This is a genomic window from Acholeplasma granularum ATCC 19168, from assembly GCF_000526235.1.
GTDB classification, from domain to species: domain Bacteria; phylum Bacillota_I; class Bacilli_A; order Acholeplasmatales; family Acholeplasmataceae; genus Acholeplasma; species Acholeplasma granularum.
In genome coordinates, this window is record NZ_JAFR01000013.1 from 1 (window position 1) to 25,502 (window position 25,502).

General features: G+C 29.6%; 25 protein-coding genes and 2 tRNA genes. 23 read left to right on the forward strand and 4 right to left on the reverse strand.

The window, feature by feature from the left end; all coding sequences use genetic code 11:
• Positions 1-37 precede the first annotated feature (37 nt).
• The 13 genes from G324_RS0106025 (at position 38) to G324_RS0106085 (ending at position 11,512) form a co-directional block, all read left to right on the forward strand.
• Positions 38-128: transfer RNA gene (locus G324_RS0106025), tRNA-Ser, on the forward strand.
• A 2-nt stretch (positions 129-130) separates the two neighbouring features.
• A tRNA-Glu gene (locus G324_RS0106030) sits at positions 131-206 on the forward strand.
• A 472-nt stretch (positions 207-678) separates the two neighbouring features.
• Positions 679-1,671, forward strand: a complete 993-nt coding sequence (locus G324_RS0106035) for a calcium/sodium antiporter (RefSeq protein WP_025725490.1) — start codon at positions 679-681, stop codon at positions 1,669-1,671.
• A 157-nt stretch (positions 1,672-1,828) separates the two neighbouring features.
• Positions 1,829-2,809, forward strand: coding sequence for a tocopherol cyclase family protein (locus G324_RS0106040; RefSeq protein ID WP_025725491.1), 981 nt, complete (start codon positions 1,829-1,831; stop codon positions 2,807-2,809).
• An 85-nt stretch (positions 2,810-2,894) separates the two neighbouring features.
• Positions 2,895-3,665: an alpha/beta hydrolase gene (locus tag G324_RS07425; protein ID WP_025725492.1), complete on the forward strand. Its 771-nt coding sequence runs from the start codon at positions 2,895-2,897 to the stop codon at positions 3,663-3,665.
• Positions 3,666-3,790: 125 nt separating this feature from the next.
• Complete coding sequence (gene ribA / locus G324_RS0106050; protein ID WP_035357600.1) at positions 3,791-4,984, forward strand: GTP cyclohydrolase II; 1,194 nt, start codon at positions 3,791-3,793, stop codon at positions 4,982-4,984.
• A gap of 164 nt (positions 4,985-5,148) precedes the next feature.
• The gene (locus G324_RS0106055) at positions 5,149-6,858 is read left to right on the forward strand and encodes an InlB B-repeat-containing protein (protein WP_025725494.1); all 1,710 of its coding nucleotides are present in this window, start codon (positions 5,149-5,151) and stop codon (positions 6,856-6,858) included.
• Between the two features lie 219 nt (positions 6,859-7,077).
• Positions 7,078-7,746, forward strand: coding sequence for an MIP/aquaporin family protein (locus G324_RS0106060; protein ID WP_025725495.1), 669 nt, complete (start codon positions 7,078-7,080; stop codon positions 7,744-7,746).
• Complete coding sequence (locus G324_RS07430) at positions 7,730-8,044, forward strand: ArsR/SmtB family transcription factor (protein WP_025725496.1); 315 nt, start codon at positions 7,730-7,732, stop codon at positions 8,042-8,044. Before G324_RS0106060 ends, G324_RS07430 begins: the two co-directional genes overlap by 17 nt.
• 16 nt (positions 8,045-8,060) lie before the next feature.
• Positions 8,061-9,707: an FAD-dependent oxidoreductase gene (locus G324_RS0106070; protein WP_025725497.1), complete on the forward strand. Its 1,647-nt coding sequence runs from the start codon at positions 8,061-8,063 to the stop codon at positions 9,705-9,707.
• A gap of 160 nt (positions 9,708-9,867) precedes the next feature.
• Positions 9,868-10,218: an ArsR/SmtB family transcription factor gene (locus G324_RS0106075; protein WP_025725498.1), complete on the forward strand. Its 351-nt coding sequence runs from the start codon at positions 9,868-9,870 to the stop codon at positions 10,216-10,218.
• A gap of 19 nt (positions 10,219-10,237) precedes the next feature.
• Positions 10,238-11,257 carry a permease gene (locus G324_RS0106080; protein ID WP_025725499.1) on the forward strand — a complete coding sequence of 340 codons (1,020 nt, stop codon included), beginning with the start codon at positions 10,238-10,240 and terminating at the stop codon, positions 11,255-11,257.
• Positions 11,258-11,272: 15 nt separating this feature from the next.
• On the forward strand, positions 11,273-11,512 hold the full coding sequence (locus G324_RS0106085; protein ID WP_025725500.1) for a thioredoxin family protein: 240 nt from the start codon (positions 11,273-11,275) through the stop codon (positions 11,510-11,512).
• 47 nt (positions 11,513-11,559) lie between these two features.
• Here the strand turns inward: G324_RS0106085 and G324_RS0106090 are convergent, their stop codons facing one another.
• The 3 genes from G324_RS0106090 to G324_RS0106100 all read right to left on the reverse strand — a co-directional run bounded on the left by G324_RS0106090 (position 11,560) and on the right by G324_RS0106100 (position 13,980).
• Positions 11,560-12,159: a uracil-DNA glycosylase family protein gene (locus G324_RS0106090; RefSeq protein WP_035357603.1), complete on the reverse strand. Its 600-nt coding sequence runs from the start codon at positions 12,157-12,159 to the stop codon at positions 11,560-11,562.
• 6 nt (positions 12,160-12,165) lie between these two features.
• A complete protein-coding gene (locus G324_RS0106095; RefSeq protein WP_025725502.1) occupies positions 12,166-13,017 on the reverse strand; it encodes a hypothetical protein in 852 nt (283 codons plus the stop codon).
• Positions 13,018-13,083: 66 nt separating this feature from the next.
• The gene (locus tag G324_RS0106100; protein ID WP_025725503.1) at positions 13,084-13,980 is read right to left on the reverse strand and encodes a DUF1361 domain-containing protein; all 897 of its coding nucleotides are present in this window, start codon (positions 13,978-13,980) and stop codon (positions 13,084-13,086) included.
• A 168-nt stretch (positions 13,981-14,148) separates the two neighbouring features.
• On the opposite strand from G324_RS0106100, the gene G324_RS0106105 reads away from it, so the two are divergent.
• The 9 genes from G324_RS0106105 to G324_RS0106145 all read left to right on the forward strand — a co-directional run bounded on the left by G324_RS0106105 (position 14,149) and on the right by G324_RS0106145 (position 23,582).
• Positions 14,149-15,624 (forward strand): aminotransferase class I/II-fold pyridoxal phosphate-dependent enzyme, encoded by a 1,476-nt coding sequence (locus G324_RS0106105; protein WP_162146957.1) that lies wholly within the window; start codon positions 14,149-14,151, stop codon positions 15,622-15,624.
• Positions 15,621-16,493: an agmatinase gene (gene speB, locus G324_RS0106110; protein ID WP_025725505.1), complete on the forward strand. Its 873-nt coding sequence runs from the start codon at positions 15,621-15,623 to the stop codon at positions 16,491-16,493. Before G324_RS0106105 ends, speB begins: the two co-directional genes overlap by 4 nt.
• 166 nt (positions 16,494-16,659) lie before the next feature.
• Positions 16,660-16,983 (forward strand): type II toxin-antitoxin system RelB/DinJ family antitoxin, encoded by a 324-nt coding sequence (locus G324_RS07760; protein WP_162146958.1) that lies wholly within the window; start codon positions 16,660-16,662, stop codon positions 16,981-16,983.
• A complete protein-coding gene (locus G324_RS07765) occupies positions 16,980-17,579 on the forward strand; it encodes a Fic/DOC family protein (protein ID WP_025725507.1) in 600 nt (199 codons plus the stop codon). The genes G324_RS07760 and G324_RS07765 overlap by 4 nt, the downstream gene beginning before the upstream one ends.
• Before the next feature lie 143 nt (positions 17,580-17,722).
• Positions 17,723-18,808: a pyruvate dehydrogenase (acetyl-transferring) E1 component subunit alpha gene (gene pdhA, locus G324_RS0106125; RefSeq protein WP_025725508.1), complete on the forward strand. Its 1,086-nt coding sequence runs from the start codon at positions 17,723-17,725 to the stop codon at positions 18,806-18,808.
• Between the two features lies 1 nt (position 18,809).
• Positions 18,810-19,793, forward strand: coding sequence for an alpha-ketoacid dehydrogenase subunit beta (locus G324_RS0106130; RefSeq protein ID WP_025725509.1), 984 nt, complete (start codon positions 18,810-18,812; stop codon positions 19,791-19,793).
• Between the two features lie 15 nt (positions 19,794-19,808).
• Positions 19,809-21,437, forward strand: coding sequence for a 2-oxo acid dehydrogenase subunit E2 (locus G324_RS07445; RefSeq protein WP_025725510.1), 1,629 nt, complete (start codon positions 19,809-19,811; stop codon positions 21,435-21,437).
• 15 nt (positions 21,438-21,452) lie between these two features.
• Positions 21,453-22,829, forward strand: coding sequence for a dihydrolipoyl dehydrogenase (gene lpdA / locus G324_RS0106140; RefSeq protein WP_025725511.1), 1,377 nt, complete (start codon positions 21,453-21,455; stop codon positions 22,827-22,829).
• A 117-nt stretch (positions 22,830-22,946) separates the two neighbouring features.
• A complete protein-coding gene (locus G324_RS0106145; protein WP_162146959.1) occupies positions 22,947-23,582 on the forward strand; it encodes a DUF6198 family protein in 636 nt (211 codons plus the stop codon).
• A gap of 6 nt (positions 23,583-23,588) precedes the next feature.
• Here G324_RS0106145 and lplA read toward each other — a convergent pair whose 3' ends face one another.
• The gene (lplA, locus tag G324_RS0106150; protein ID WP_025725513.1) at positions 23,589-24,503 is read right to left on the reverse strand and encodes a lipoate--protein ligase; all 915 of its coding nucleotides are present in this window, start codon (positions 24,501-24,503) and stop codon (positions 23,589-23,591) included.
• Positions 24,504-24,576: 73 nt separating this feature from the next.
• On the opposite strand from lplA, the gene G324_RS0106155 reads away from it, so the two are divergent.
• On the forward strand, positions 24,577-25,485 hold the full coding sequence (locus G324_RS0106155) for a diacylglycerol/lipid kinase family protein (RefSeq protein WP_025725514.1): 909 nt from the start codon (positions 24,577-24,579) through the stop codon (positions 25,483-25,485).
• Positions 25,486-25,502 lie beyond the last annotated feature (17 nt).

Below are 25,502 nucleotides of genomic sequence, written 5' to 3' on the forward strand. Positions count from 1 at the left end.
AATATAATAAGGCATGATTTTATATCATGCCTATGATGGAGCGATACTCAAGAGGCCGAAGAGGGCGCACTGCTAACGCGTTAGACGGTTAACCCCGTGCGAGGGTTCAAATCCCTCTCGCTCCGCCATTGGCCCGTTGGAGAAACGGTTAACTCGCATGCCTTTCACGCATGCATTCACGGGTTCGAATTCCGTACGGGTTACCAACAAGTAATCAATTAACCTACCATATTTTGTGGTAGGTTTTTTAGTCTTTGGTGAAAAAAATTAAAAGGGTTTATAAGATATTCAAAAAGTCCTCGAAACTGGAACTTATGTAATTGATTTCATGTGGTATGATAAGGAATCAAAATAAATTGAGATTTAGTGAAAATATTTTGTTATATAGAAAACGTAAATTCAGCATCTGTTTTAAGTTATCTCTTGTGCCTAATTTAGAGGCGTCAATTCAAATAGAAGAAATTTTACATACAATTCATTAAAGTATATTTTATATACTTGTTTAAACCATTACGCTTGATTTCATAAATGAGGCATGTTAAAATGCTTCTCGAATGTAAAAGTATCTTTTAAAAAACTTAGAGTTTATCCATTTTATTTAGATAACTATTTGTTAGAACTTCTACAAAAAAGAAGATAAAAAAGTCTGTTAAGGTCTTTTTATGAAGGGAACATCTCATGGATTACGTCATAAACATTGGTTTACTTATCATAGGATTCATATTTTTAGTTAAAGGTGCAGATTTCTTTGTTGCATCATCTTCATCCATTGCAAGAAAGTTTAGAGTATCACCTTTAGTGATTGGTTTAACATTAGTTGCTTTTGGTACGTCTCTACCGGAACTTGCAGTAAGTTTTATTGCATCACTCACTGTTGCACCAGGTGCAACAGCAGATATTGCAATGGGTAATGTCATAGGGTCAAGTATTGTTAATATCACACTTATTTTAGGATTAACAGCATTGGTAAGACCAGTTAAAGTATCTAATACCATGTATAGAAAAGAGTTTCCTTATTTATTATTTTCCACTGCATTAATTTTGGTGTTAGCACTGTTTTTCCAAAGTGATACAAGAATTGTTTGGTATGAAGCACTTATATTACTTATATCCTTTATTGTTTACATCTATATCATGATAAAATCTGGTAAGAGTGAAAATGAAGATACTGAGTTTAAAATACTTAATATGAAAAAGTCTGTTTTGCTACTTATTGTTGGTCTAGCGGGTGTTACTTTGGGTGGTTATATGGTGACAGAGGGCGCAAGTAATTTAGCAACAACCGTATTAGTTGGACTATTTGGTATGTCTACAACAAAAGCAATCACACTAGTTGGTTTATCAGTTGTTGCTGTAGGTACTTCACTACCTGAGATGGTAACATCAGTAGTTGCCGCTAAAAAAGGTGAAAATGAAATTGCATTTGGTAACCTTGTGGGATCTAATATCTTTAATATCTTATTCATTTTAGGTTTATCTGGTTTATTTACACCACTTGGTATCAATGGTGATGTTGTAATCGATACATTCATTATGTTAGGTATTACAATCATTGCAGTGGTATTTGCAATCACAAAAGATATGGTATCTAAAAAAGAAGGATTTATCTTAGTATTAATCTATACAGCTTATGTAACTTACATCGTTTTACGTGCACTAGCTATCGTGTAAATAATAATTAATATGTTTTAACCCCATCTTGATGAGCTTATTTATTTTTATAATAGCTATTTAAATCATTACATGAATATATTAGAGTTTCATTCATAAAATAATTTAAATATAAGTTAAAATAAGACAAACATAAATAATAAAAAGGACACCATCAATGAAGAATGTATTTAAAGATGATAGATTTCAAGGTTTTAAGAATATAAACAAATATTTTGAAGGTTGGTATTTTAAAGTTGTTTCAAAAAATCAGAAACAATCTTTAGCACTTATACCCGGTATATCTAAAGCATTAGACGATGCGCATGCCTTTATCCAAGTATTTGTATATAGTAATGATAAAGTTAAACAAGAAATAAGTAATCATTACTTTAGATTTGATATCAATGATTTTTATGCATCTAAAAATACTTTTTCTATAAAAATAAAAGATAATTATTTTTCATTGGAAGGTGTTAGTGTTAATCTAATATCTGATGATGTAATACTTAAAGGATCTTATAAAATAAGTAATCCGGTTACACTACCTAAATCACTTTATCAACCCTCCATTATGGGACCATTTGCATATTTGCCTAAAATGGAGTGTTATCATGGCATTTTATCAATGAATCATGATGTAAGTGGTGTAATTACCTATAATCATTTAATTCTTGATTTTAATGATTGTAAAGGTTATGTTGAAAAAGATTATGGCAGATCATTTCCAAGCCAATATGTTTGGATACAGGCCAATCATTTTGATGATTCCAACACTTCATTTTTTCTATCGGTTGCAACTATTCCATATTTAAAATTACAATTTGATGGCTTTATTGTAAATTTATATCACAATAGAAAACATTATAGATTTGCAACTTATAATTTATCTAAAATAAAGTTTGAAAAGATTAAAGAAAAAGAAGTGACATATCAATTTAAGAAGGGTAAATATATATTAGATGTTAAAGCAACCATTAATGAGTTTGGAACACTAGCCGCCCCAAAATTTGGTAAAATGGATCATAAAATTAAAGAAGGACTATCAGGTAATGTTATTATTAAGCTATCTAAGGGAGAAAATATTATTTTTCATGGTAAGTCTCTTAATGCTGGTATAGAAATTATGAAAAAAAAGACTCTATCAAACATCCTATAAAACAAAGCACTTTATAGGATGTTTTTATGATATGAAAAAATTGAAGTATAATAGATGTAACAATATAAATAATGAGGGTTACAAAATGATTAAATTACAACTAGCTACAGATAATTATGTAGAACTATATTTCATGGATGATAAAAAAAGACCATTTGTATTAATTGCTCCAGGAGGTGGTTATAACCATACATCACCAAGAGAAGCACTACCAATTGTTGAGGCATTTCATGAAAATGGGTTTCATGCAGGTATTATTTATTATAGACAAACACATCTTAAACATCCAGATACTACAGATGAGCTTGCTCAATTTGTAGATTTAATTAAAAGTAATTTAGAATATCCAATATTAAAAGATCAATTCGTTTTATGTGGGTTTTCATCGGGTGGGCATTATATGGCAAGTTTAGGTGTGATGCACCAAAACTATAAAATAAATGCAAAACCAGATGCTTTAGTTTTAGCATATCCTGTAATTACTGGAAAAGAGAATTTTGCACATGAAGGATCTATTACGAGGTTATATAGCACAATCAATGATGATACAAGAAAAGATTTTTCTTTAGAGTTAAAAGTTACAGAAAAAATGCCGCCAACATTTTTATTTCATACAGTAGACGACCAGTCAGTTAAGGTAGAAAATAGTTTATTTCTATTTAATGCCTTAAGAAAATATAATTGTACAGTTGATGCGCACTTTTATCATAGTGGACAGCACGGTCTTTCTTTAGGAACAAAAGCTGTTTTGCGTGATGAGTTTAAGTCAAACCCTGAAGGCTATGAAAAACTACATAGCCATAATCAAACATGGTTTAAATTAGCAATTTCTTTTTTTAATAAGATCTTTGAGTAAAAAATATAATGTGTTAAAATGATTTTAAGTAATCAAAGTGTCATAATCCCTAATTTAGTTAATTAGGTGTAAGATATATTTAATCTTTTTAAAAATTTACTTTAAGATAAGGAGTTGGTTTTATTATGGAATTTAACACAATCATAGAAACTTTAGAGGCAATCAAACATGGTAGTCCAGTCATTGTCGTTGATGATCATGATTTAGATAATACAGGAAGTATTATATATGCAGCTAATAAGGTTACATTAGAAAGTATAAAATTTATTAAACAACACTGTGATAAGTTTATTTATTTTACTGGAGATAAACTTGCATTTTCTAAAACCAATTTAAGTCCAGTTTATGAACCATATGGTTCTGATGCTGTATTAAAAAATATGACTGTAACAACAAACATTAAAAAAGCTAGTGAACCCGATACAATATATGAAACAATTAACAGTATACTGAAACAAGATGAAACCAAGACCTTTTATCCAGACGGTGTTATATATCCTGTAATTTCTAGATTAGGTGGCGTATTAAAACGTGTTGGGCATAAAGAGGCAATTGTTGATCTTGTAAAGTTAGCTAAACTTGGTGAATTTGGAGTTTTATCTTTATTAGTTGATAAAGATAAAAACCCAATGAGATTAAATGAAATCATTGAATTTTCAAAACAACATCATATAAAAATTATAAGTGTGTCTTCCTTAATTGAGTATAGAAGAAACAATGAAAGTTTAATTAAAAAAGCTGCTGAAGCTAAATTACCTACTAAATTTGGTGACTTTAAAATGGTTGGCTTTGAAAATGCAATTAATGGCGAACATCATGTTGCATTAGTAAAAGGTGATATTAAACCTGGTGAAGAAATCTTAGTGCGTGTACACTCAGAATGCTTAACAGGTGATGCATTTGGCTCATTAAAGTGTGATTGTGGTGAACAACTCCAAGAAGCCTTAAAAAAGATTGAAAAAGCTGGTAAAGGCGTACTTCTTTATATGCGTCAAGAAGGTCGCGGTATTGGATTAATTAATAAAATTAAAGCATACCACCTACAAGATTTAGGTATGGATACAGTAGAAGCAAATATTGCATTAGGTTTTGAAGAAGACCTAAGGGATTATGGTATTGGTGCACTAATATTAAAAGATTTAGGAATATCTAAGATGAGACTTATTACAAATAATCCATTAAAAATATCAGGGCTATCTGGCTACGGATTAGAAGTAACATCACGTGAACCGATTATGCTAAATCATAATGAAAAAAATTTAGAATATTTAAAAACAAAACAAAAAAAGATGGGACATCTTCTAAAGTTTAAAGAATAATTATTTAATAATATAGGTATACATTAGGTCTTTTTTAAAGTGAGAGTAAAAATAAACACTCATTAATAGAAAGACCTTTTATTTATAAAATAATGTATGGCTTTAAAAGTATAATTATAAATGTTATAATGGCACTACATAAAAATCTATAAGGAGTTATAACTATGCATAAAAAAATAAAAAAAAGTATCTTTTTTATTTTTATGATGACAATGATGCTTTTTTTGTATGCGTGTGACAATGAATTAAAAAATGAAGATTTACTAGAATATAAAGTAAATTTTCTAACTGAAGGTGGTAGTGATATAAATTCTTTAACATTTAATGCAGGAGATGAAATAATACTACCTAATCCACCAACAAAATTAGGACATGAATTTATAGGGTGGGGACAAGTACCTAAATTAATGCCTAAACATGATATATATTTATATGCTTCATGGAAAGTATTGACATATGAAATAATTATTGACACAGATGGTGGTAATATAATTGATAATATATTAGTAGACTATAATAGTGTAATTGATCTTAATATAATCCCTCAAAAATTAGGATATGAATTTTTAGGTTGGGATCAAGAAATACCTAATAAAATGCCTGCTAATAATTTAAATATTAAAGCATTATGGGGTGATATCACCTATACAATAATATTTGATACAGATGGTGGAAGTATTATTGAAGATTTAACTTATCATAAAGATGCTGATATTATTAAACCACAAGATCCAATTAAACCAGGATATAAATTTATAGGTTGGGATCAACAAATACCTCATAAAATGCCTGGAAATGATTTAAATATTAAAGCACTTTGGCAATTAATTGAAAATCAAACAGAAACAATTTATACAGAAAATTTTGAAGGACTACAAGCACTTAAAGACAATGGTGAAAACTTTAGTTCTTATGAAGATTTTTTCTATCATGGTACTAATGAAGTTGTTTGGGATGTAACTAATGGACGTATCGATATAGGTATGAAATTGGGTGGTAACGCCATTACAATCGGCGGATATGGTAATGAAATTACCCAAGCTGGAATGGGTAGAATATATGTACCATTACTAAGTGATGGGATTAAATATTTATCATTTGATGCAAGGCTACCATTTTCTCCAAAATCAACATATCCTCAAGTAAATGGCAATGATAAAGCAATTAATGTAAAAATAAAAGTATTTATTAATAATGAATTAATTACTACACTACAGTTTAAAGATGATACAGAAGCAAATAAAGGAAAAACATTTATTTTAGAAAACTTAAATATAGAGGGAGATTTTTCTTTATCAATAGAAATTAGTTCGGGTCATAGACTAACACTTGATAATATTACATGGCAAACCAATAAGTATCCAAATCAAGAAGAAATAATTGAACCAATTAAACTGGATTTTGAAAGTGACAGGTTTGATTATGATACAGACGAAGTCTTTCAATTATACGGAAATATTGAATATATTGTAAAAGAAGTTCATACTTTAATAATGCATCAACAAAAGGAATTAAATTATATGAATTCTGATGTTAATGGAAATGTTGTAGCAAGATTTAGAGGAAATAAAACGGATTATCCAAGTACACCAACTGCATATATTTATAATGTTGATCCTTTTGATTATGTAGGTAAATTAGTGTTTGATGCAAGATTATTCGGATCAGAAACTTTCTTTAATTATGATAGTAAAATTAATATTTACTATAAAACAAATAATTTAGACGATTGGACACTTGTTGAAACAAACTTTAACCTAAAAACTGAGTTTAATACTTTTGAAACAGAAATTAATAAAGAAAATTTACATATTAAAATTGAAGTAGTCAATGGTACTGTGAATATTGATAATATCATATATCATCAATTATAAAGTGAAATAAGAACTTACATACTTTCGGCAGCCACTTTTAAGCTAGATGCGGTAAATAATATAAAATTAGATAGCCATATACCTTTATTCTAAAGGTGTGTGGCTTTTTTACAAATACTTTACATGAAAATTATGCAAACTTCATTAGAATTATTTCGAAGAATGATAATATATCGATAGTTATCTATATTATTAATATTTATTTTAAAGGACTATTATATGAAAACATTTGAAACATATATATATGAGATGATTGGCACATTTTTACTAGTTTTTTTCGGTATTTTATCTGCAGTTTATTCAAATGAGAATATATATATTGTTGCTTTAACATTTGGTTTTGTTGTATTTATCACAATTTTACTAATAGGTGATAAAACAGGTGCACATATTAATCCTGCAGTTACAATTAATTTTTATTTAAGGAAAAAAATATCGTTTAGGACATCTGTTTTCTATATTGCATTTCAATTATTAGGAAGTTTATTTGCATCATTATTACTCTTTGTTATTTTAAAAGATAAAAATACATTAGGAGCAAATAAGGTTATAATTTTTGATAATTCACTTTGGGGCATCATATTATTTGGAATAATTGTTGAAGCATTCCTTGTTTGTATATTAATTTGGACTATTCATTTAATCTCACTTAAGAGTCTATATTTTAAGGCTATTAGTATCGGAATAACTATTACTATATTGATTCTAATAGGATTTTATTTAACTGGAGCATCCTTAAATCCGGCACGTTCAATATTTCCTGCAATTATTGAAAAAGGAAATGCACTTAATCATTTATCTATTTATATTATTGGTCCAATTTTAGGTGCGATGATAAGTGCATTTATTATTCGTAAAAAAGAGGTTAAAAATGAAAGAAAATATTAATAAAATCGCAAACTTTTATAAAGTGTTATCTGATCCAGTAAGAGTTGAAATACTAAAAACTTTAGCACATGGCCCCTTATGTGTATGTCAATTACTAGAGTATTTTACAATTACTCAACCCACTTTAAGCTATCACTTAAAACTAATGGAAAAACAAAACATATTAAAGTCTAAAAAAGAAGGTACATGGGTATATTATGAAATGAATCATGAAATGATAGAAGTGGTATTTAATGATTTTAAAGATTTAATTTATAAGAAAGAAAATCAATTGATAACAACCGCATGTACAAATTAAAAAAGGAGAAAAAACAATGAAATTAGTTGTAATAGGTGCTGTTGCAGCAGGAACTTCAGCTGCTGCAAAGGCTAGAAGAAATGATGAGGATGCAAATATTGTAATCTATGAAAAGGATTTTGATATATCTTATTCTGGTTGTGGTATGCCTTATTTTTTAGGCGGCATGATAGATGATGCGAATCTACTAACACCTAGAGATCCAAAATATTTTAAAGATAAATATAATATTGATATATATGTAGGACATGAAGTTTTAGAAGTTTATACAAAAGATAAGACACTAAAGGTAAAAAACTTAAATACAGGAGATGAATTTTTAGATACTTACGATAAACTTATTTTTGCAACCGGTGCATCAGCATTTTTACCTAAAATTGAAGGTAATAATTTACCGCATGTATTCTCATTAAGAAATATAAAAAATATGCACCAAATACATAACTACATTCAATCAAACAATGTTAAAAGTGTATCTGTTGTTGGTAGTGGATTTATTGGATTAGAGCTTACTGAAAATTTCCGTGAAATTGGATTAGATGTTGTAGTTATTGAAAAAAATAGTCAAGTATCACCAGGATTAGATAGTGATATGGCATCGCACGTAGAAAAAGAATTATTAAAAAATGGTGTGCGTGTTTTAAAAAACTCTGAAGTTACAAAAATAAATGAAAATGAAATCATTGTAAATAATCATTCAAAAATAGAATCTCAAATGGTCATACTAGCAACTGGTGTTAAACCTAATGTCAATCTAGCTTTAAAAGCTGGCGTAAAAACAGGTGATTTAGGTGGTATATTGGTTGATGAAAAAATGCAGACAAATTTAGATGATATTTATGCTTGTGGAGATTGTATTGAACATTACCATCTATTATTAAATAAAAATGTTTACAGACCTCTTGGTTCAACTGCTAATAAAACCGGAAGAATTGCAGGACATAATGCCTCAGGTGGAAACATGACCTTTAAAGGTGTATTAGGTACCTCTATTTATAAAATATTTGATTTAAGTGTTGCACAAACCGGTCTTACTGAAAAAGATGCTATAAATGAAAAATATGATTTCATAGTAAGTCACAATATAAAACCAAATAAACCAGAATACTTTGGTGGCAAAGAAATGGTTATTAAGGCGATTGCAGATAAAAATACAGGTCGTATTTTAGGTGCACAAATTATTGGCTATGAAGGTGTAGATAAGAGAATTGATGTTTTTGTAACAGCAATTACATTAGGGGCAACAGCAGAAAACCTAGTCGATCTAGATTTAGCTTATGCACCGCCTTTTGCTACAACTAAAGATCCTGTAATGTATACCGGTATGATATTAACCAATGCACTTAAACACGAAAGAAAACAATTAACACCATCTGAAGTATTAAAAATAATTGAATCAAATAATAACTATACAATCATAGATACAAGAGTACCTAAACAATATGAAGCAGGACATATTAAAAATGCAATTAATATTCCACACCAAGAATTAAGAGATAAACTTCATACTCTAGATAAAGAAAGCATCATTATTACATACTGTAACAAAGGTGTTACAGGTAATGCAACTCAAAATATATTAATTAATCATAATTTTAAGAATGTTTATAGTATTGCAGGTGGATATAAAACATTTAAAAATTTTATCGAAAATAAGAAATAAAATTTAATTTTAGACCTAATATGATACTTTAATAAAAGTAATGTTAGGTCTTTTATATTTCAAAAAAAATATTTTAAGAAAACACATTGACAGCTATCGATATGAGATATATAATTAACATATTGATAGTTGTCGATATGTTAAAAATTAAGGAGTTAATATGGACTTATCTTATGCTGATTTTGTACCAATGATTAAAGCAATTTCTGATGAAACCAGATTAAAAATTTTAGATATGTTATCATGTGGCCAGATGTGCGCATGTGATCTTTTAGAGTTTGTTCATATATCTCAATCAACATTAAGTTATCACATGAAGATACTAACAGATGCACAATTAGTTGTTGCAAAAAAAGAAGGTTCTTGGGTAAAGTATGCATTAAATCAAGATAGTCATAAAAAATTAATAATATTTTTTCTTAAGCTAACTCAAGATAAAGATGATTGTGTATGTAAAGATCTAAATTCTAATTTAAAGAGTTTATTATCTGCTGATAATAAACAAAATTAGTTAATTTTTAGGAGTAAATATGAATATTATTAAATCAATAATTGAATATATATCAAATCAAGTATTAGGTATGAGATGGTTAAATGACCTTATTGGTAATCTAATAGATATGATGTTTGGAACTGATTTTGCTAACGGAAGATGGGGTTTATCGATTCAGTTTTTTATCTATGACTTTATTAAGATAGGAATTTTATTATGTGTAATGATTTTTATCATTTCATATATTCAAAGCTATTTTCCACCCGAAAGAACAAAAAGAATTCTCGGACGATTTAAAGGAATTGGTGCAAATATAATTGGAGCACTACTAGGTACTGTAACTCCATTTTGTAGTTGTTCATCTATACCGATTTTTATTGGGTTTACTCGAGCAGGGTTATCAAGTGGTGTGACTTTTTCATTTTTAATTTCAAGCCCACTTGTTGATTTAGGTGCTTTAGTACTAATTACTAGTGTATTTGGGTTTGATATTGCTTTAGCATATGTGGTTGCTGGATTAGTTATTGCAGTTATAGGTGGCACAATTATAGAAAAAACAGGTATTGGAAATCATATTCAAGATTTTGTTTATAATGGTGAAAACATAGATACTGAATCTCCAACACTCACAACTAAGGAGCGTATGATCTATGCAAAAGAAGAAACTTTATCAACATATAAAAAGGTGTTTTGGTATATTGTTATTGGTGTGGGAATTGGAAGTATCATACATAACTGGATACCTGAAACATGGATTCAAGCAGTATTAGGTCAAGATAATCCGTTTTCTGTACTGATTGCAACCTTAGTTGGGGCGCCATTTTATGCAGATATTTTTGGAACATTACCTATTGCTGAAGCATTATTCTTAAAAGGTGTAGGTTTAGGTACGATTATGGCTTTTATGATGGCGGTAACTACACTATCCATACCATCGTTAATTATGTTAAATAGAGTGGTTAAGAAAAAATTATTAGTTACATTTATAATGGTTGTCATGATAGGTATTATCGTAATAGGATATGGATTTAACTTCTTACAAATAAAATTAAATTAAAAGGAGAAAATGAATATGAAAATACAAGCATTAGGTGGTTGTTGCAAAAAATCAACAGCAAATTATGAAAATGCAGTAGAGGCTGCAAAGATTTGTGGAATTACTGAAGTAGTAGAACAGGTCTCTGATATGAATGAGATTATGAAGCATGGTGTATTAAGTACACCGGGTTTAGTTATTAATGGAAAAGTTGTATCTTCAGGTAGAGTATTAAAAACTGAGCAAATTGTAGAATTCATCAAAAATAATTTATAAATCTAAATTTAAAAAAACTAGAGTATATGTGTATTCATACACCTACTCTAGTTTTTTTCATTTAATATTTTATGAACATATGATTTGAGTTCTAATAAAACTTCTTGTTCAAACCATGGATTTTTAATAAACCATCTTAAGTTTAGTGGCGATGGATGTGGTAATACAAAGAATTTAGGAAGAAATAATTGGTAATTTTTAATATTTTCTGTTAAGTTTTTCTTACTTAAATTACCTAAATAATATTTTTGAGCATAATTTCCAATAAGAATAATTAGTTTTACATTCTTTAATTCATTTAAAATTTTTGGATGCCATTTTTGTGCAAATCCTTTTCTAGGAGGCAGGTCACCAGTTTTTCCTTTACCAGGATAATAAAAGTCCATGGGTAGTTGAGCAAAGTTTGATGTATCATAAAAGTTAGATTCATCTACACCCAACCAAGATCTTAATCGGTTTCCACTTTTATCTTGCCAGGCAACATTTTTATTTTGGGTCTTTAATCCAGGTGCTTGTCCTACAATAATAATCTTAGACTTACTACTTACTTGATATAAAGGTAACCAACCCATGTTTGTATAATCTTTTTGTTCAGGGTCATTTATGATATCTAATCTAATTTCTTTAAGCTTATCTTTAGACTTCATAATTATCTACACCGTTTTATCTACAAATGGCATGCCCTTTAATATGAAGTTTGCTGAGTTGATTTTATAAGTATTTGTTAAATCGCCTTCAATTTGAAGTGGGTTAGTAAAATAAAGTTCACTCATACCATTAATACCTACACCTAATAAACTGGTAATTGTCATATCCATTTTAATCTTAGAAAATACGTTTATTAGATGTGGGTCAAAAAAACTACTTTCCTTTCTTACAATTAAGTTTATGATGACATTATTTCTTTTTGTTTGTTCATTAAATAATAAAAATGCACGAGCATAAGCATGATTTGTTGGTGGAACAAAGAAGTATCTTCTATTTTCACGTTCAAAGTATATTTGTTTAAATGTAATTTTTGAAATCATTTTACCTTCAATGACACGGTAAGGTATTTTAAATGAGAAAAAATTATAGTTTTCAATATTACTAGAAACATGATTAATATCAATACCTTCTTCAACCATGTGAAAAATATAGTCCTTTTTTTGTACATAACGCTCAATATATCTTTCAGATTCATTATAAATTAACATACGATCCATAAACTCTATAATCGAATAGTTTGATGCTGTAAACTGCATTTCTCTAAATAGTTCGGCACGCTTATTAACATCATCATTTATTTGGCTAACTGTTGTATTATGCTGTAGAATAAGTAAGCTAAAAAAAGTACTTGAAACAAATGCACCGAAAGCTATAATGATTGCTGCAATACGTATACCGATTACATCAATTGTAGATGCTAAAAATTCGTCAAAAACAAGGGCAAGCATTGAAAATATAAATACGAGTACACTAGCCGTTATAACAATCTTAAATATTAATCTTTGTTTGTTTTTCATTGAAGATGACCCCCTAGTAAATGATATTATACGCTAAATAAATAAAATTGATATCTCAAATAATTTTTAAAATGATAATTTAAATTTATCATTATTAAATAGTACATATAAAACGTTATGAATGATTAAAAAGCCTAAAATAAATATCCATGTAAATGCCTTTGATAAAACATTTAAATGATTGAATATATTTAAGAAGTTCCATGAATTAAGTCTTATAAAACGACCCAAATAAATACCAAAACTAGATAATAAAAATATGCTTTCAATAATTATTAATTTTAAATGTTTGGATTTGATATTAAATGTATTTAATATATTTTGAAAAGATTTGATACCTAAAATACCACCATATAAACTCAGTATAGAAATAGAAAATAATACAACCCAAGACTCTATATCATATATATATGTATTTAAAGACAAATCACTGGGATTTGAAAAGAATAAATAATTTTGTAGGTGGATAAAATCTGTAAATATATAAAATGTATTTGGTAAGAATAATAACCACACTAACAATAATAAGTACTTTAATATTTTGAATCTTAAAACAAATTTTGTGGTAGTTATTTTTGATATAAAATATGCAAAATAAGCTAATAAAATATTAAAATTTAAAAATAAGAGTAATCCATTAGAAAATTTAATTGCTAACATTATAAGTATATAATTTAATAAAATAGTTATAAATAAAAACTTAAAATCAACTAAAAATGAGATAAAATCATTTATTACTTTTAATTTATTTTTGCTAAATATGAAAAATCCTAAACTGATTAAGGATATTATTAAACTAGAGTAAATTAGACTAATGAATAGTGTTGTAACAATAGTTATTATTAAAGTACTCGTGGATAAATAATTTCCAAATATTAAATTTAAAAATATAATACCTAAAAAAATAAAGATAGTGAAACTGATTACAAATATTGTAATTGAGTTTTTAAGATAATGTTTCATTAATTTGTCCTTATATGTTTGGTATAAGTAATTATAACATTAACCATTACAAATTTTATATTATAATAAATTATTAATGTATTTTAACATTAGTAACTACACGTATGAATGTAAAATATTATGGTATGATAATCATATAAAATCAATAGATAAAAGGAGCGTGAATCAGTGGCAAAATTAGATCAGAAAAAAACACCCTTTTTTGACAAAATTAAAGCATATGGAAAATCAGGAACAACACCTTTAGATGTTCCAGGACATAAATTAGGTTCTATTCATAATGAATTTAGAGAGTATTTAGGTACGAATGCATTTTTACTGGATGCAAATGCACCAAGAGGCTTAGATAATTTATCTAAACCAAAAGGTGTTATAAAAGAGGCACAAGCCTTAGCTGCAGATGCTTTTGGTGCAGACCATGCATATTTTTTATTAAATGGTACCTCACAAGGTATTATGGCAATGATTATGGCATCTGTTCGAGCAAAGGAAAAAATCATTATTCCAAGAAATGTGCATAAGTCAGCAATTAATGGACTAATTCTATCAGGTGCAATGCCAATTTTTATGAAACCTTATATTGATACCGAATTAGGGATAGCCAATGGCATTGATATTGATGAACTAAAAGAAACCATTGAAGAACATCCGGATGCTAAAGCGATATTTGTAATTAACCCAACATATTTTGGAGTGGCATCTAACCTAAAAGAAATTGTAAAAATAGCCCATGAACATAATATGTTAGTACTATGTGATGAGGCACATGGTTCACATTTTATTTTTAATGATAAGTTACCCATGTCTGCAATGGAAGCAGGTGCTGATATGGCTGCAGGTAGTATTCATAAAACAATTGGTTCTTTAACACAGTCATCAATACTACTTACCAAAGGAAACTTAGTTGAACCATCTAGAGTTCAATCTACACTTAATGTATTACAAACTACATCACCTTCATCTTTATTTATGGCATCACTGGATACAGCTAGAAGTTTTATGGCAACAAAAGGAAGTAAACTTTTAGATAACCTAATTCAAATGGCTGATGAAGCTCGTAAAGAGATTAATCAAATTGATGGATTTAAAGCGATTACTAAATCAGACATTATAAATCAAAAAGGTTTTGACTATGATGAAACAAAAATAATGGTTAAAGTATCTGATATAGGAATTACTGGATTTGAAGCATATAATTTATTAAGCATGGAATCTAATATTCAAATGGAATTAGCTGAAACACATTTAGTACTAGCAGTATTATCAATTGGTACAACAAAAAAAGATTTAGATAATTTTGTTAGTGGATTGAAAAAATTAAAAGACTATCAAAAGGATATAAAAATTAAACATAAAATTAGATTTACATATCCAGATAGTTATACAAGGCCTCGTGAGGCCTATCATGCACCTAAAAAGTATGTTCGATTGGAAGATGCTTTAAATGAGGTAGCAGCAGAAAATATTATGGTATATCCACCAGGTATCCCACTAGTCATACCTGGTGAAATTATTAACCAAGAAATTCTAGATGATTTAGAATTTTACATGGAACAAGGATCAACCATACTCTCTGATACAGAGGATGGTTATATAAAAGTTGTCGATAAAGACCTATGGTATAAATATGAGGGAGATTTATGAAGTTAAATAAAGTTGATTTATCGTTTCAATCCTGCCAATCTGAATATGATGAGGCAGATGTTGTAATATTTTCTGTACCAATGGATGCTACCACATCCTTTAGACCAGGTACAAGATTTGCAGGAAATGCAATAAGAGTAGATTCGATAGGTGTTGAATGGTATTCACCTTACCGTGATGCCGATTTAAAAGATTATAAAACGGTAGATACAGGAGACTTAGATTTACCAATAGGACATGTAGAAGATGCACTAGACGTTGTCTATAATGCTACTAAAACAATCATCAATGATAATAAACTACCTATGATGATTGGTGGAGAGCATTTGGTAACTTATCCAGTACTTAAAGCGCTTCATGAAAAATATAGTGATCTACATGTAATACATTTAGACGCGCATACAGATTTAAGAGAAGAGTTTTTTGGTAGAGCACTTTCACATGCTACATTTATGAGGCAAGCACATAAATTCATAGGAGACCACAAAATATTTCAATTTGGTATAAGAAGTGGTGATAAACATGAATTTGAGTGGGCAAAAAAACATATATTTCAAAGAAAATTTGATTTTGATGGTCTAGATGAAATTGTTGATCAAATTAAGGATAAACCAGTTTATATTACAATAGATTTAGATGTATTAGATCCTGCAGTATTCCCAGGTACTGGAACACCAGAACCGGGTGGTATGCAATATAAGGATTTATTGTGGGCATTTGATCAATTTGAAAAGTTAAATAATATTGTTGGTGCTGATATTGTTGAACTTTCCCCATACTTAGATCCAAGTGGCGCATCAAATGCTGTAGCAGCAAAATCACTCAGAGAATTAATCTTAATTCTTCATAAAAATAAATCAAAAAGATAAAACTAAACTTGTAGTTTCTAGATGAAATTACAAGTTTTTCTTTATTTTTCCCATAAAAAACCAAAATTAAATGAAACAAAAGTATGAACTTTTATTCATAAAATAAAATGATAAAAATATATTGAATAAAGTAACACAAATGTGTTACAATAAGGTTGGTGATGAAATGAAAAAAACAGAATACATCAACGTAAGAATTGATGAAGATACTAAAACTAAGGCAGAAGAAATCTTAAAAAACTTTAATCTAAGAATATCTGATGCCATAAATATATTTTTAAGACAGGTTGTAATTGAAGAAGGTATTCCTTTTGAAGTAAAACTTCCTCAGTATGAAAGAGCGTATAAAGAACTTGAAAAGGCTATTTCTTATAATGCTTTTGGTGGTGGTATACCAAGTGAATATGCAAATAATATATTGAAATTATATGCCAAAGACATCATAGATTTTGAGACGGCTGTCTTTGCATTAAATAGGAAAATACGATGAATGATCTATATTTTTATCCAGGTACGAATACCCATGTAAACATTATGGGCATACAAGATAAAGCATTATTAAAAACTTATACAGCCAATCAATTTGGCTTAGCAATGCTAAAAATACAGAAAAATCCACCACTTATAAATAGTGCATTTGATTTTTTAACAGTGCATAAAATGCTTTTTGATAATGTATTTTATTGGGCTGGAAAAATTAGAACAGTTAATATGACAACATCTGAATTTATACTAGCTGATGGTATGGTTCAATTTGCAGATTTTGATTCTATAGAAGAAGAACTCAATCAAGTTGATTTAAAGTATAAAGATTATCCATGGAGATTTGTAACAAAGTCAGAATTTATTTCTCATCTAGCAGAATTCATTGTAGATTTATGGTTGATTCATCCACTAAGAGAAGGTAATACAAGAACCCTTATTGTATTTATGGATCTATTTGTTAGAAAGTTTGGATACCATATTGACTTAGAAGGATTTAACTTGGCTAGTAATGATCTACGTAATGCATTTGTTTGGGGAGCTATAGGAGAATTTTTAAATATTAAAACTATTTTTAATAGAATAGTTGTTAAAAATTCCTAAATATAAGTTTCAAAACATTATAAATGTGTGCAAATTACACATAAATGGTTAACACCGTAAGTTTTAAAAAGCCTTTTTAATGTTAAAAGGTTTTTTTTGTTATATAATCATCTTGTAAAATAACTTTTTATTAGGAGGAAATTATGATCGCAAAGAAATATGATGCTTCAAAAGACAAGCAATTTCAAATACTAGATCAACACGGTAAAGTGGTTAATGAAAAACAAGAACCAAAGTTACCAAAAGAGACATTGTTAAAAATGTATAAGACTGCAGTTTTAGGTCGTAACGCAGATATTAAAGCTTTACAATATCAAAGACAAGGTCGTATGTTAACTTATGCACCAAACATGGGGCAAGAAGCTGCACAAATCGGTATGGCAGCAGCTATGGAACCACAAGATTGGAACTCTCCAATGTATAGAGAGTTAAACACATTACTATATCGTGGAGATAAATTAGAAAATGTGTTCTTATACTGGTATGGTAATGAAAGAGGATCAATCAAACCAGAAGGTGTAAAAATTCTACCTACAAACATTATTATTGGTTCACAATCAAACATTGCAGCAGGTCTTGCAATGGCATCAAAAATTAGAAAAACAAATGAAGTAACAGTATTTACTATTGGTGATGGTGGTACAGCACACGGTGAATTCTATGAAGGTTTAAACTTCGCAGCATCATTTAAAGCACCGGTTGTTGCAGTTATCCAAAATAACCAATGGGCGATTTCAACTCCAGTTAGAAAAGCATCTAACTCTGAAACTTTAGCTCAAAAAGGTGTAGCATTCGGTATTCCTTATGTTCAAGTAGATGGAAACGATATGTTAGCGATGTATGTTGCTACTAAAGAAGCTATGGACCGTGCAAGAAAAGGTGAAGGCCCAACATTAATTGAAGCATTCACTTACCGTATGGGACCACATACTACATCTGATGACCCATCAATTTATAGAACTAAAGAAGAAGAAAATGAATGGGCTAAAAAAGATCCAATCCAAAGATTCAAAACTTATTTAATTAATAAAGGATATTGGACTGAAGAAGAAGATCAAAAATTAGAAGAAGATGTATTAGCAGAAATTAATGATACATTCAAGAAAGTTGAAAGTTATGGAGCGAATGTAGAGTTAATTGAAATTTTCGAACATACATATGCTGAAATGACACCTCAACTAAAAGAACAATATGAAGAACATAAAAAATATCTGGAAGGAGTAAAGTAATATGGCAATCATCACACTATTAGAAGCTATTAACCAAGCTATTGACCAAGCAATGGAAAAAGATGAATCAATCGTTGTATTTGGTGAAGATGCTGGTTTTGAAGGTGGGGTATTCCGTGTAACTGCTGGCCTTCAAAAGAAATACGGTGAAACCCGTGTATTTGATACACCAATTGCTGAATCAGCAATCGTTGGTTCTGCAGTAGGTATGGCAATCAATGGTTTAAAACCAATTGCTGAAATCCAATTTGACGGATTTATTTTCCCAGGATATACAGATTTAGTAACACACGCTGCACGTATGCGTAATAGAAGCCGTGGACAATTTACTGTTCCAATGGTATTACGTTTACCACACGGTGGTGGTATTCGTGCACTTGAGCACCACTCAGAAGCACTTGAAGTATTATTTGGTTCAATTCCAGGATTAAAAGTAGTTACACCTTCTACACCATATGATGCAAAAGGTTTATTACTAGCAGCTATTAATGATCCAGACCCAGTAGTATTCTTAGAACCAAAGAGAATTTATAGAGCAGGTAAACAAGAAGTTCCTGCTGAAATGTATGAAATTCCAATTGGAAAAGCTAAAGTTGCAAAACAAGGAACTGACATGACTGTTGTTGCTTGGGGATCAATTGTACGTGAAGTTGAAAAAGCTGTTAAGCTTGTTGAAGCTGAAGGTATTTCTGTTGAAATTATCGACTTAAGAACTATTTCTCCAATTGATGAAGAAACAATCTTAAATTCAGTTAAGAAAACAGGTAAATTTATGGTAGTTACTGAAGCTGTTAAATCATATGGTCCAGCAGCTGAATTAATCTCTTTAGTAAATGAAAAAGCATTCTTCTCATTAGAAGCTGCTCCAGTTCGTTTTACAGGATTTGATATTACAGTACCTCTAGCAAGAGGCGAACATTATCATTTCCCTCAACCAGAAAAAATTGCGGCTTATATTAGAAAATTAGCTAAAGCAAGACCATAAGGAGGTACGACATTTATGTATGAATTTAAATTCGCAGACATTGGCGAAGGTATCCATGAAGGTACCGTCTTACAATGGAATTTTAAAGTAGGCGATAAAGTTAAAGAAGGTGAAACTTTAGTAGTTGTTGAAACTGATAAAGTAAACGCTGAATTACCGTCACCAGTTGATGGTGTAATCGTATCACTTGGTGCTAAAGAAGGTGAAGAAATTCATGTTGGACAAGTTATTGTTACAATCGATGATGGATCTGGTACACCGGTTGCTCCTAAAGCAGCTGAAGCGCCAGCACAAGCACCTGCTCAAGCTGCTCCAGTAGCACAAGCACAAGCGCAACAAGGCGAAGTATATGATTTTAAATTTGCTGACATCGGTGAAGGTATCCATGAAGGAACAGTTTTAAGCTGGAACTTCAAAGTTGGTGACAAGGTTAAAGAAGGTGAAACTTTAGTAGTTGTTGAAACTGATAAAGTAAACGCTGAATTACCATCACCAGTTGATGGCACAATCCTAAAATTAGGAAAAGCTGAAGGTGAAGTTATCCATGTTGGTGAAACTGTTGTATTAATTGGACAAAATGGTGCAACATTAGCATCATTAAACCAAGCACCAGCACAAGCTCCAGTAAGCGAACCTAAAAAGGGTGCAGGAGTTGTTGGTGAAATCGAAGTATCTGATGAAATCATCGGTGGTTCTGAAGAAGTTGCAGTTGTACAATCTACAGGTAAAGTATTAGCATCTCCAGTTGCTAGAAAATTAGCTAGCGATATGGGTCTTGATATTGCAACTGTAAAAGGTACTGGTGAACAAGGCAGAGTCTTAAAAGATGATGTTGCAAATGCTAAAGCACCTGCTCAAGCACCAGCTCAACAACAAGCACCAGAAAAAGCACAAACTGCAGCTCCAGTTGCACAAACAAGTTTTGCTGCTGCAGGTAAACCTCAAGGTGATGTTGAAGTAGTTAAAATCACTAGATTACGTAAAGCAGTTTCAAATGCTATGACACGTTCTAAATCTATTATCCCTGAAACAGTTTTAATGGATGAAATTAATGTGGATGCACTTGTTAACTTCAGAAATGAAGCTAAAGTTATTGCTGAATCTAAAGGTATTAAATTAACATATATGGCTTTAATTGCTAAAGCTGTATTAATTGCATTAAAAGAATTCCCTATCTTCAATGCATCATTTAACCATGATACAGATGAAGTATATATGAAAAAATTCATTAACCTAGGTATGGCAGTTGACACACCAGACGGTTTAATTGTTCCAAATATTAAAAATGCTGATAGATTAAGTGTATTTGAACTAGCTACACAAATCCGTACATTAGCAGATGATACAATTGCTAGAAAGATTTCAATGGACCAACAAACAGGTGGTACATTTACAATCACTAACTTTGGATCTGCAGGTATCGCATTTGGTACACCAGTAATCAACTACCCTGAATTAGCAATTTTAGGAATTGGTAAAATTGATAAGAAACCTTGGGTTGTTGGAAATGAAATTAAAATTGCAAGCACATTACCACTATCACTAGCTGTTGACCACAGAATCATTGATGGTGCTGATGGCGGAAGATTCTTAATGAGAGTTAAGGAATTATTAAGTAACCCAACCTTACTATTGTTAAGCTAAGAAAGGAGTTTCCACATGTCAAAAGAATATGAAATCATTGTTGTAGGTGGAGGTCCTGGTGGCTATGTAGCCGCGATTAAAGCCGCACAATATGGTGCTAAAGTCGCTTTAGTAGAAAAAGAAGTTGTTGGTGGTATTTGTTTAAACCATGGTTGTATTCCAACTAAAACATTTTTAAAATCAGCTAAAGTATTTAACACAGTAAATAAATCAAATGATTTTGGTGTGACCACATCTGGCCAAATCGGATTTGATTGGTCAAAAATAGTAAGTAGAAAAGATGGCGTTGTTAAGCAATTAACAGGTGGAATCGGCTTCTTACTAAAGAAAAATGGTGTTGATGTTTATAACGGTTTTGGAGAAGTTAAATCTGCAAATGAAGTTGTTGTAAACGGTGAATCATTAAAAACTAAAAATGTCATTATTGCAACCGGATCATCTGCAATTGTTCCACCAATTCCTGGTGTAAAAGAAGCATATGAAAAAGGTATAGTAGTTACAAGCCGTGAGTTATTAAATGTTAAAACTTTCCCTAAATCCATTGTTATTGTAGGTGGTGGTGTTATTGGGGTTGAGTTTGCAACAGTATTTAATTCATTTGGTTCAAAAGTAACAATTATTGAAATGATGGATGGTATCTTACCAACAATGGATGATGATATCCGCACAGCTTATGCTAAAACATTAAAACGTGATGGTATTAACATTCTAACTAAAGCAGAAGTTAAATCAGTAAATGATCATAAAGTTACTTACAATTTAGATGGCAAAGATACAACAATTGAAGCAGATCTTATCTTAATGTCTGTTGGTACACGCGCAAACTCTAAAGGTTTAGAACATTTAGGTTTAGAAATGGACCGTGCAAACATTAAAACAAATGATTACTTACAAACTAATGTTCCAGGCATTTATGCTATTGGTGACGTAAACGGTAAATTCATGTTGGCACACGTTGCTGAACATGAAGGTATCACTGCAGTTCAACATATCCTTAAAAAAGGACATGCAAAAATGAATTACGATCAAATTCCTTCAGCAATTTATGGATTCCCTGAAATTGCAGCAATCGGTCTAACTGAAAAAGAAGCAAAACAAAGAGGTTTAGACTACAAAGTATCTAAAGTACCTATTGCAGCAATTGGTAAAGCAGTTGCTGATGGTGAAAAAGAAGGATTTGTAAAACTTATTGTAGATAATAAATACCTAGAAGTTATTGGTGCACATATTTATGCATACAATGCAACTGAATTAATATCTGAGTATAGTGTTGCTATGGCATCAGAAGCTACAGCACATGAAATTGCACATGCAATTCATCCACATCCTACATTATCAGAATTAACTAAAGAAGCAGCACATGGTGCAATAGATAAGGCTATCCACATCTAATCATTCATAATAATCATTAAAAAAAATTAATAAAGTATTGATGTTTCAATTTATGATTTATTTAGTATAATAGAAAGTTAGACTGAATATTAGAAAGTATTAGAGGTTATTTAAAAGATGAAATTATTTAAAAGAATTATGTTACATGTCTTTGGATTTGCAATTATGACATTTGCAGTTTCACTGATTGTAAAAACAGAACAAGGAGCTTTTCCATATGATGCAATTAGTTATTATTTGTCAAAAATAATAGATCATGAATTTGTTACAATTGGCGTTGCATCTATATTCTTTGGACTGACTTGGGTATTAGTTAACTTTATAATTATTAAAAAAGCATATGTGTTTTGGTCATTAATTATTGTATTTGGATTTGGTTCATTAATGGATATATGGTTTGCAAATGTTTTAGTACATTACAATCCTCAAAACCATGAAATATGGTTTAATGCATTATTAGCATTTACAGGACTTATCTTAGTAGGATTTAGTTTATCTATTATTATTAGAAATAAGAGTTTACCACTTGCACCATCTGAAGTATTCTTAGTATATTTAACAGGATATACAAAAAAGACCTGGTTATCCAAGGTCTTAATAGAGACTGTTATGATTGGACTTGCATTACTTTTAGCTGTTATTGCTAAAGATTTTGTCCAAATTGGTTGGTTTACGATAGTATCAGCATTTCTACTAGGTATAATTATTTCATTATTTGAAAAAGTTGTAAAACCAATTATTAGTGATTACTGAAAGGTTTTAAAAAAGCATTTGATAAAGTTCAGGTGCTTTTTTCTTTAAAAAACTTAAATCAGTTGGGAAATATCTTTCACCAACAAGGCTTGAGGATAAATTAAGAGCAAGACTACCATTATGCACAATAAGTGCCTCTTCAATATTTCCATATGCTATAGTGAGTTTGACAGAATAATTTTCAGACTCTTTTTTTATAATAGATCTAGGTGATTGACCATAGTTCCATTGGAATTGTAAGTATTTTTCTTCTTTTAAATTTTCAATTTTCTTAATATCTTTAGGACTTAAAGTAATGACATCATTACTATTAACCATAAAAGATAAGAGGTAAGATTTTATATCACTTATACTCATGTTTGTATAATCTTTTAGATTTGTCACAGTCGAACGATTAGATTTAACACCAATACTTTCAATCTCACTAGATTTGCTTTTTAAAGCCATTTTCAGATTATCTAAATTACTATCAAATAATAATGTTCCGTGATGTAAAAGTTTATCCTTAAATAAGTATTGAGCATTACCACTTACTTTAAGGTTTTCTATTTTTAAATCTGACTTACCTACAAGTTCAATTGGAATATTTAACTCTTCCAAGGCTTGTCTAATTTTTTTAGTCATCAAATCATAGTTATTAATATTGCCTTTTGAATGTGTCATAAATGTAAAATTTAAATTACCTAAATCATGGAAGACAGTACCACCACCAGAGTTTCTTCTTACCACAGGTATATGATTTTTTACAACATAATCTAAATTAACTTCTTCAAAAACATTTTGATTTCTACCTACTATGATGGAATAATCATTTTGCCATAGTAAAAAGATGTCTTCATCTTTAAATATATTTTTAAATATATATTCTTCCCAAGCTAAATTAAAGAAGGGATCTGTTGAATGATTATAAATAGTTTTCATATATAAATACTCCTAAATTAATCTTAACATATTCTATAAATAAAATGATAAAATAAGGAAAAGGGATGAATCCATGAAAATATTATTAATATATAACTTATCATCTGGTAATGGAAAGATTATGCAAAGTTTGAGTAAAATCAAATCCTTTTTTGATATAAATAATTTTTTATATGATATATATGATATTAGAGCTAAGGATGAAGTATCAAAAGATATGATGCTACTATCAAAGTACTATGATACGTTTGTTATTGCAGGAGGAGATGGAACGATTCATTCTGTAATTAACGGTATTATGGCAGTTCCAATGGATGAACGCCCTAAATTACTATTTTTACCCTTTGGTACAACAAATGATTTTGCTAACATGTTAGGTATTGGTAAAGATATAGATTTTAACTTAGCACTTTTAAAAACGAATCACTATAGAAAAAGTGATGTCTATGCTCTTAATAATGAGTTTTTTGTATATGCAGCAGCTGTGGGTAAATTTTCAAATGTAAGTTATAGAATTAATAGACGCAAACTAAGAAAATTTGGTCCTATAGGATACTTATTAAATGCGCGTAATGATATATTTAAAAAGTATAATATGAATATAGAAGTAGAAACAAACGCCTTCAAAATTAACAAAAAAACGTTCTTAATTTTAATTGCATCAGGAAGTAGATTAGGGGGATTTAATATATCAAAGTTTTCTAAAAACCCCAAACTTAATGATGGAAAAATAGATGTAAGAATATTTACAAGAACACATTTCTTTTCTTGGATAAAACTAATCATATTCTACTTACTAAAGGGGAAGAAGTTCTATAGAGATATACATATTAACACCAACTATATACATATAAAATTAGATGGTAATTATATATGGAATGTAGATGGTGAAAAAGGACCGATAGGCGATATTAAAGTTTATACACTTCAAAAACAAATTGAGGTGTATGTACATCCAAACTATATAGATAAAATGTTTTAATAAAGGGGAAAAAGAAG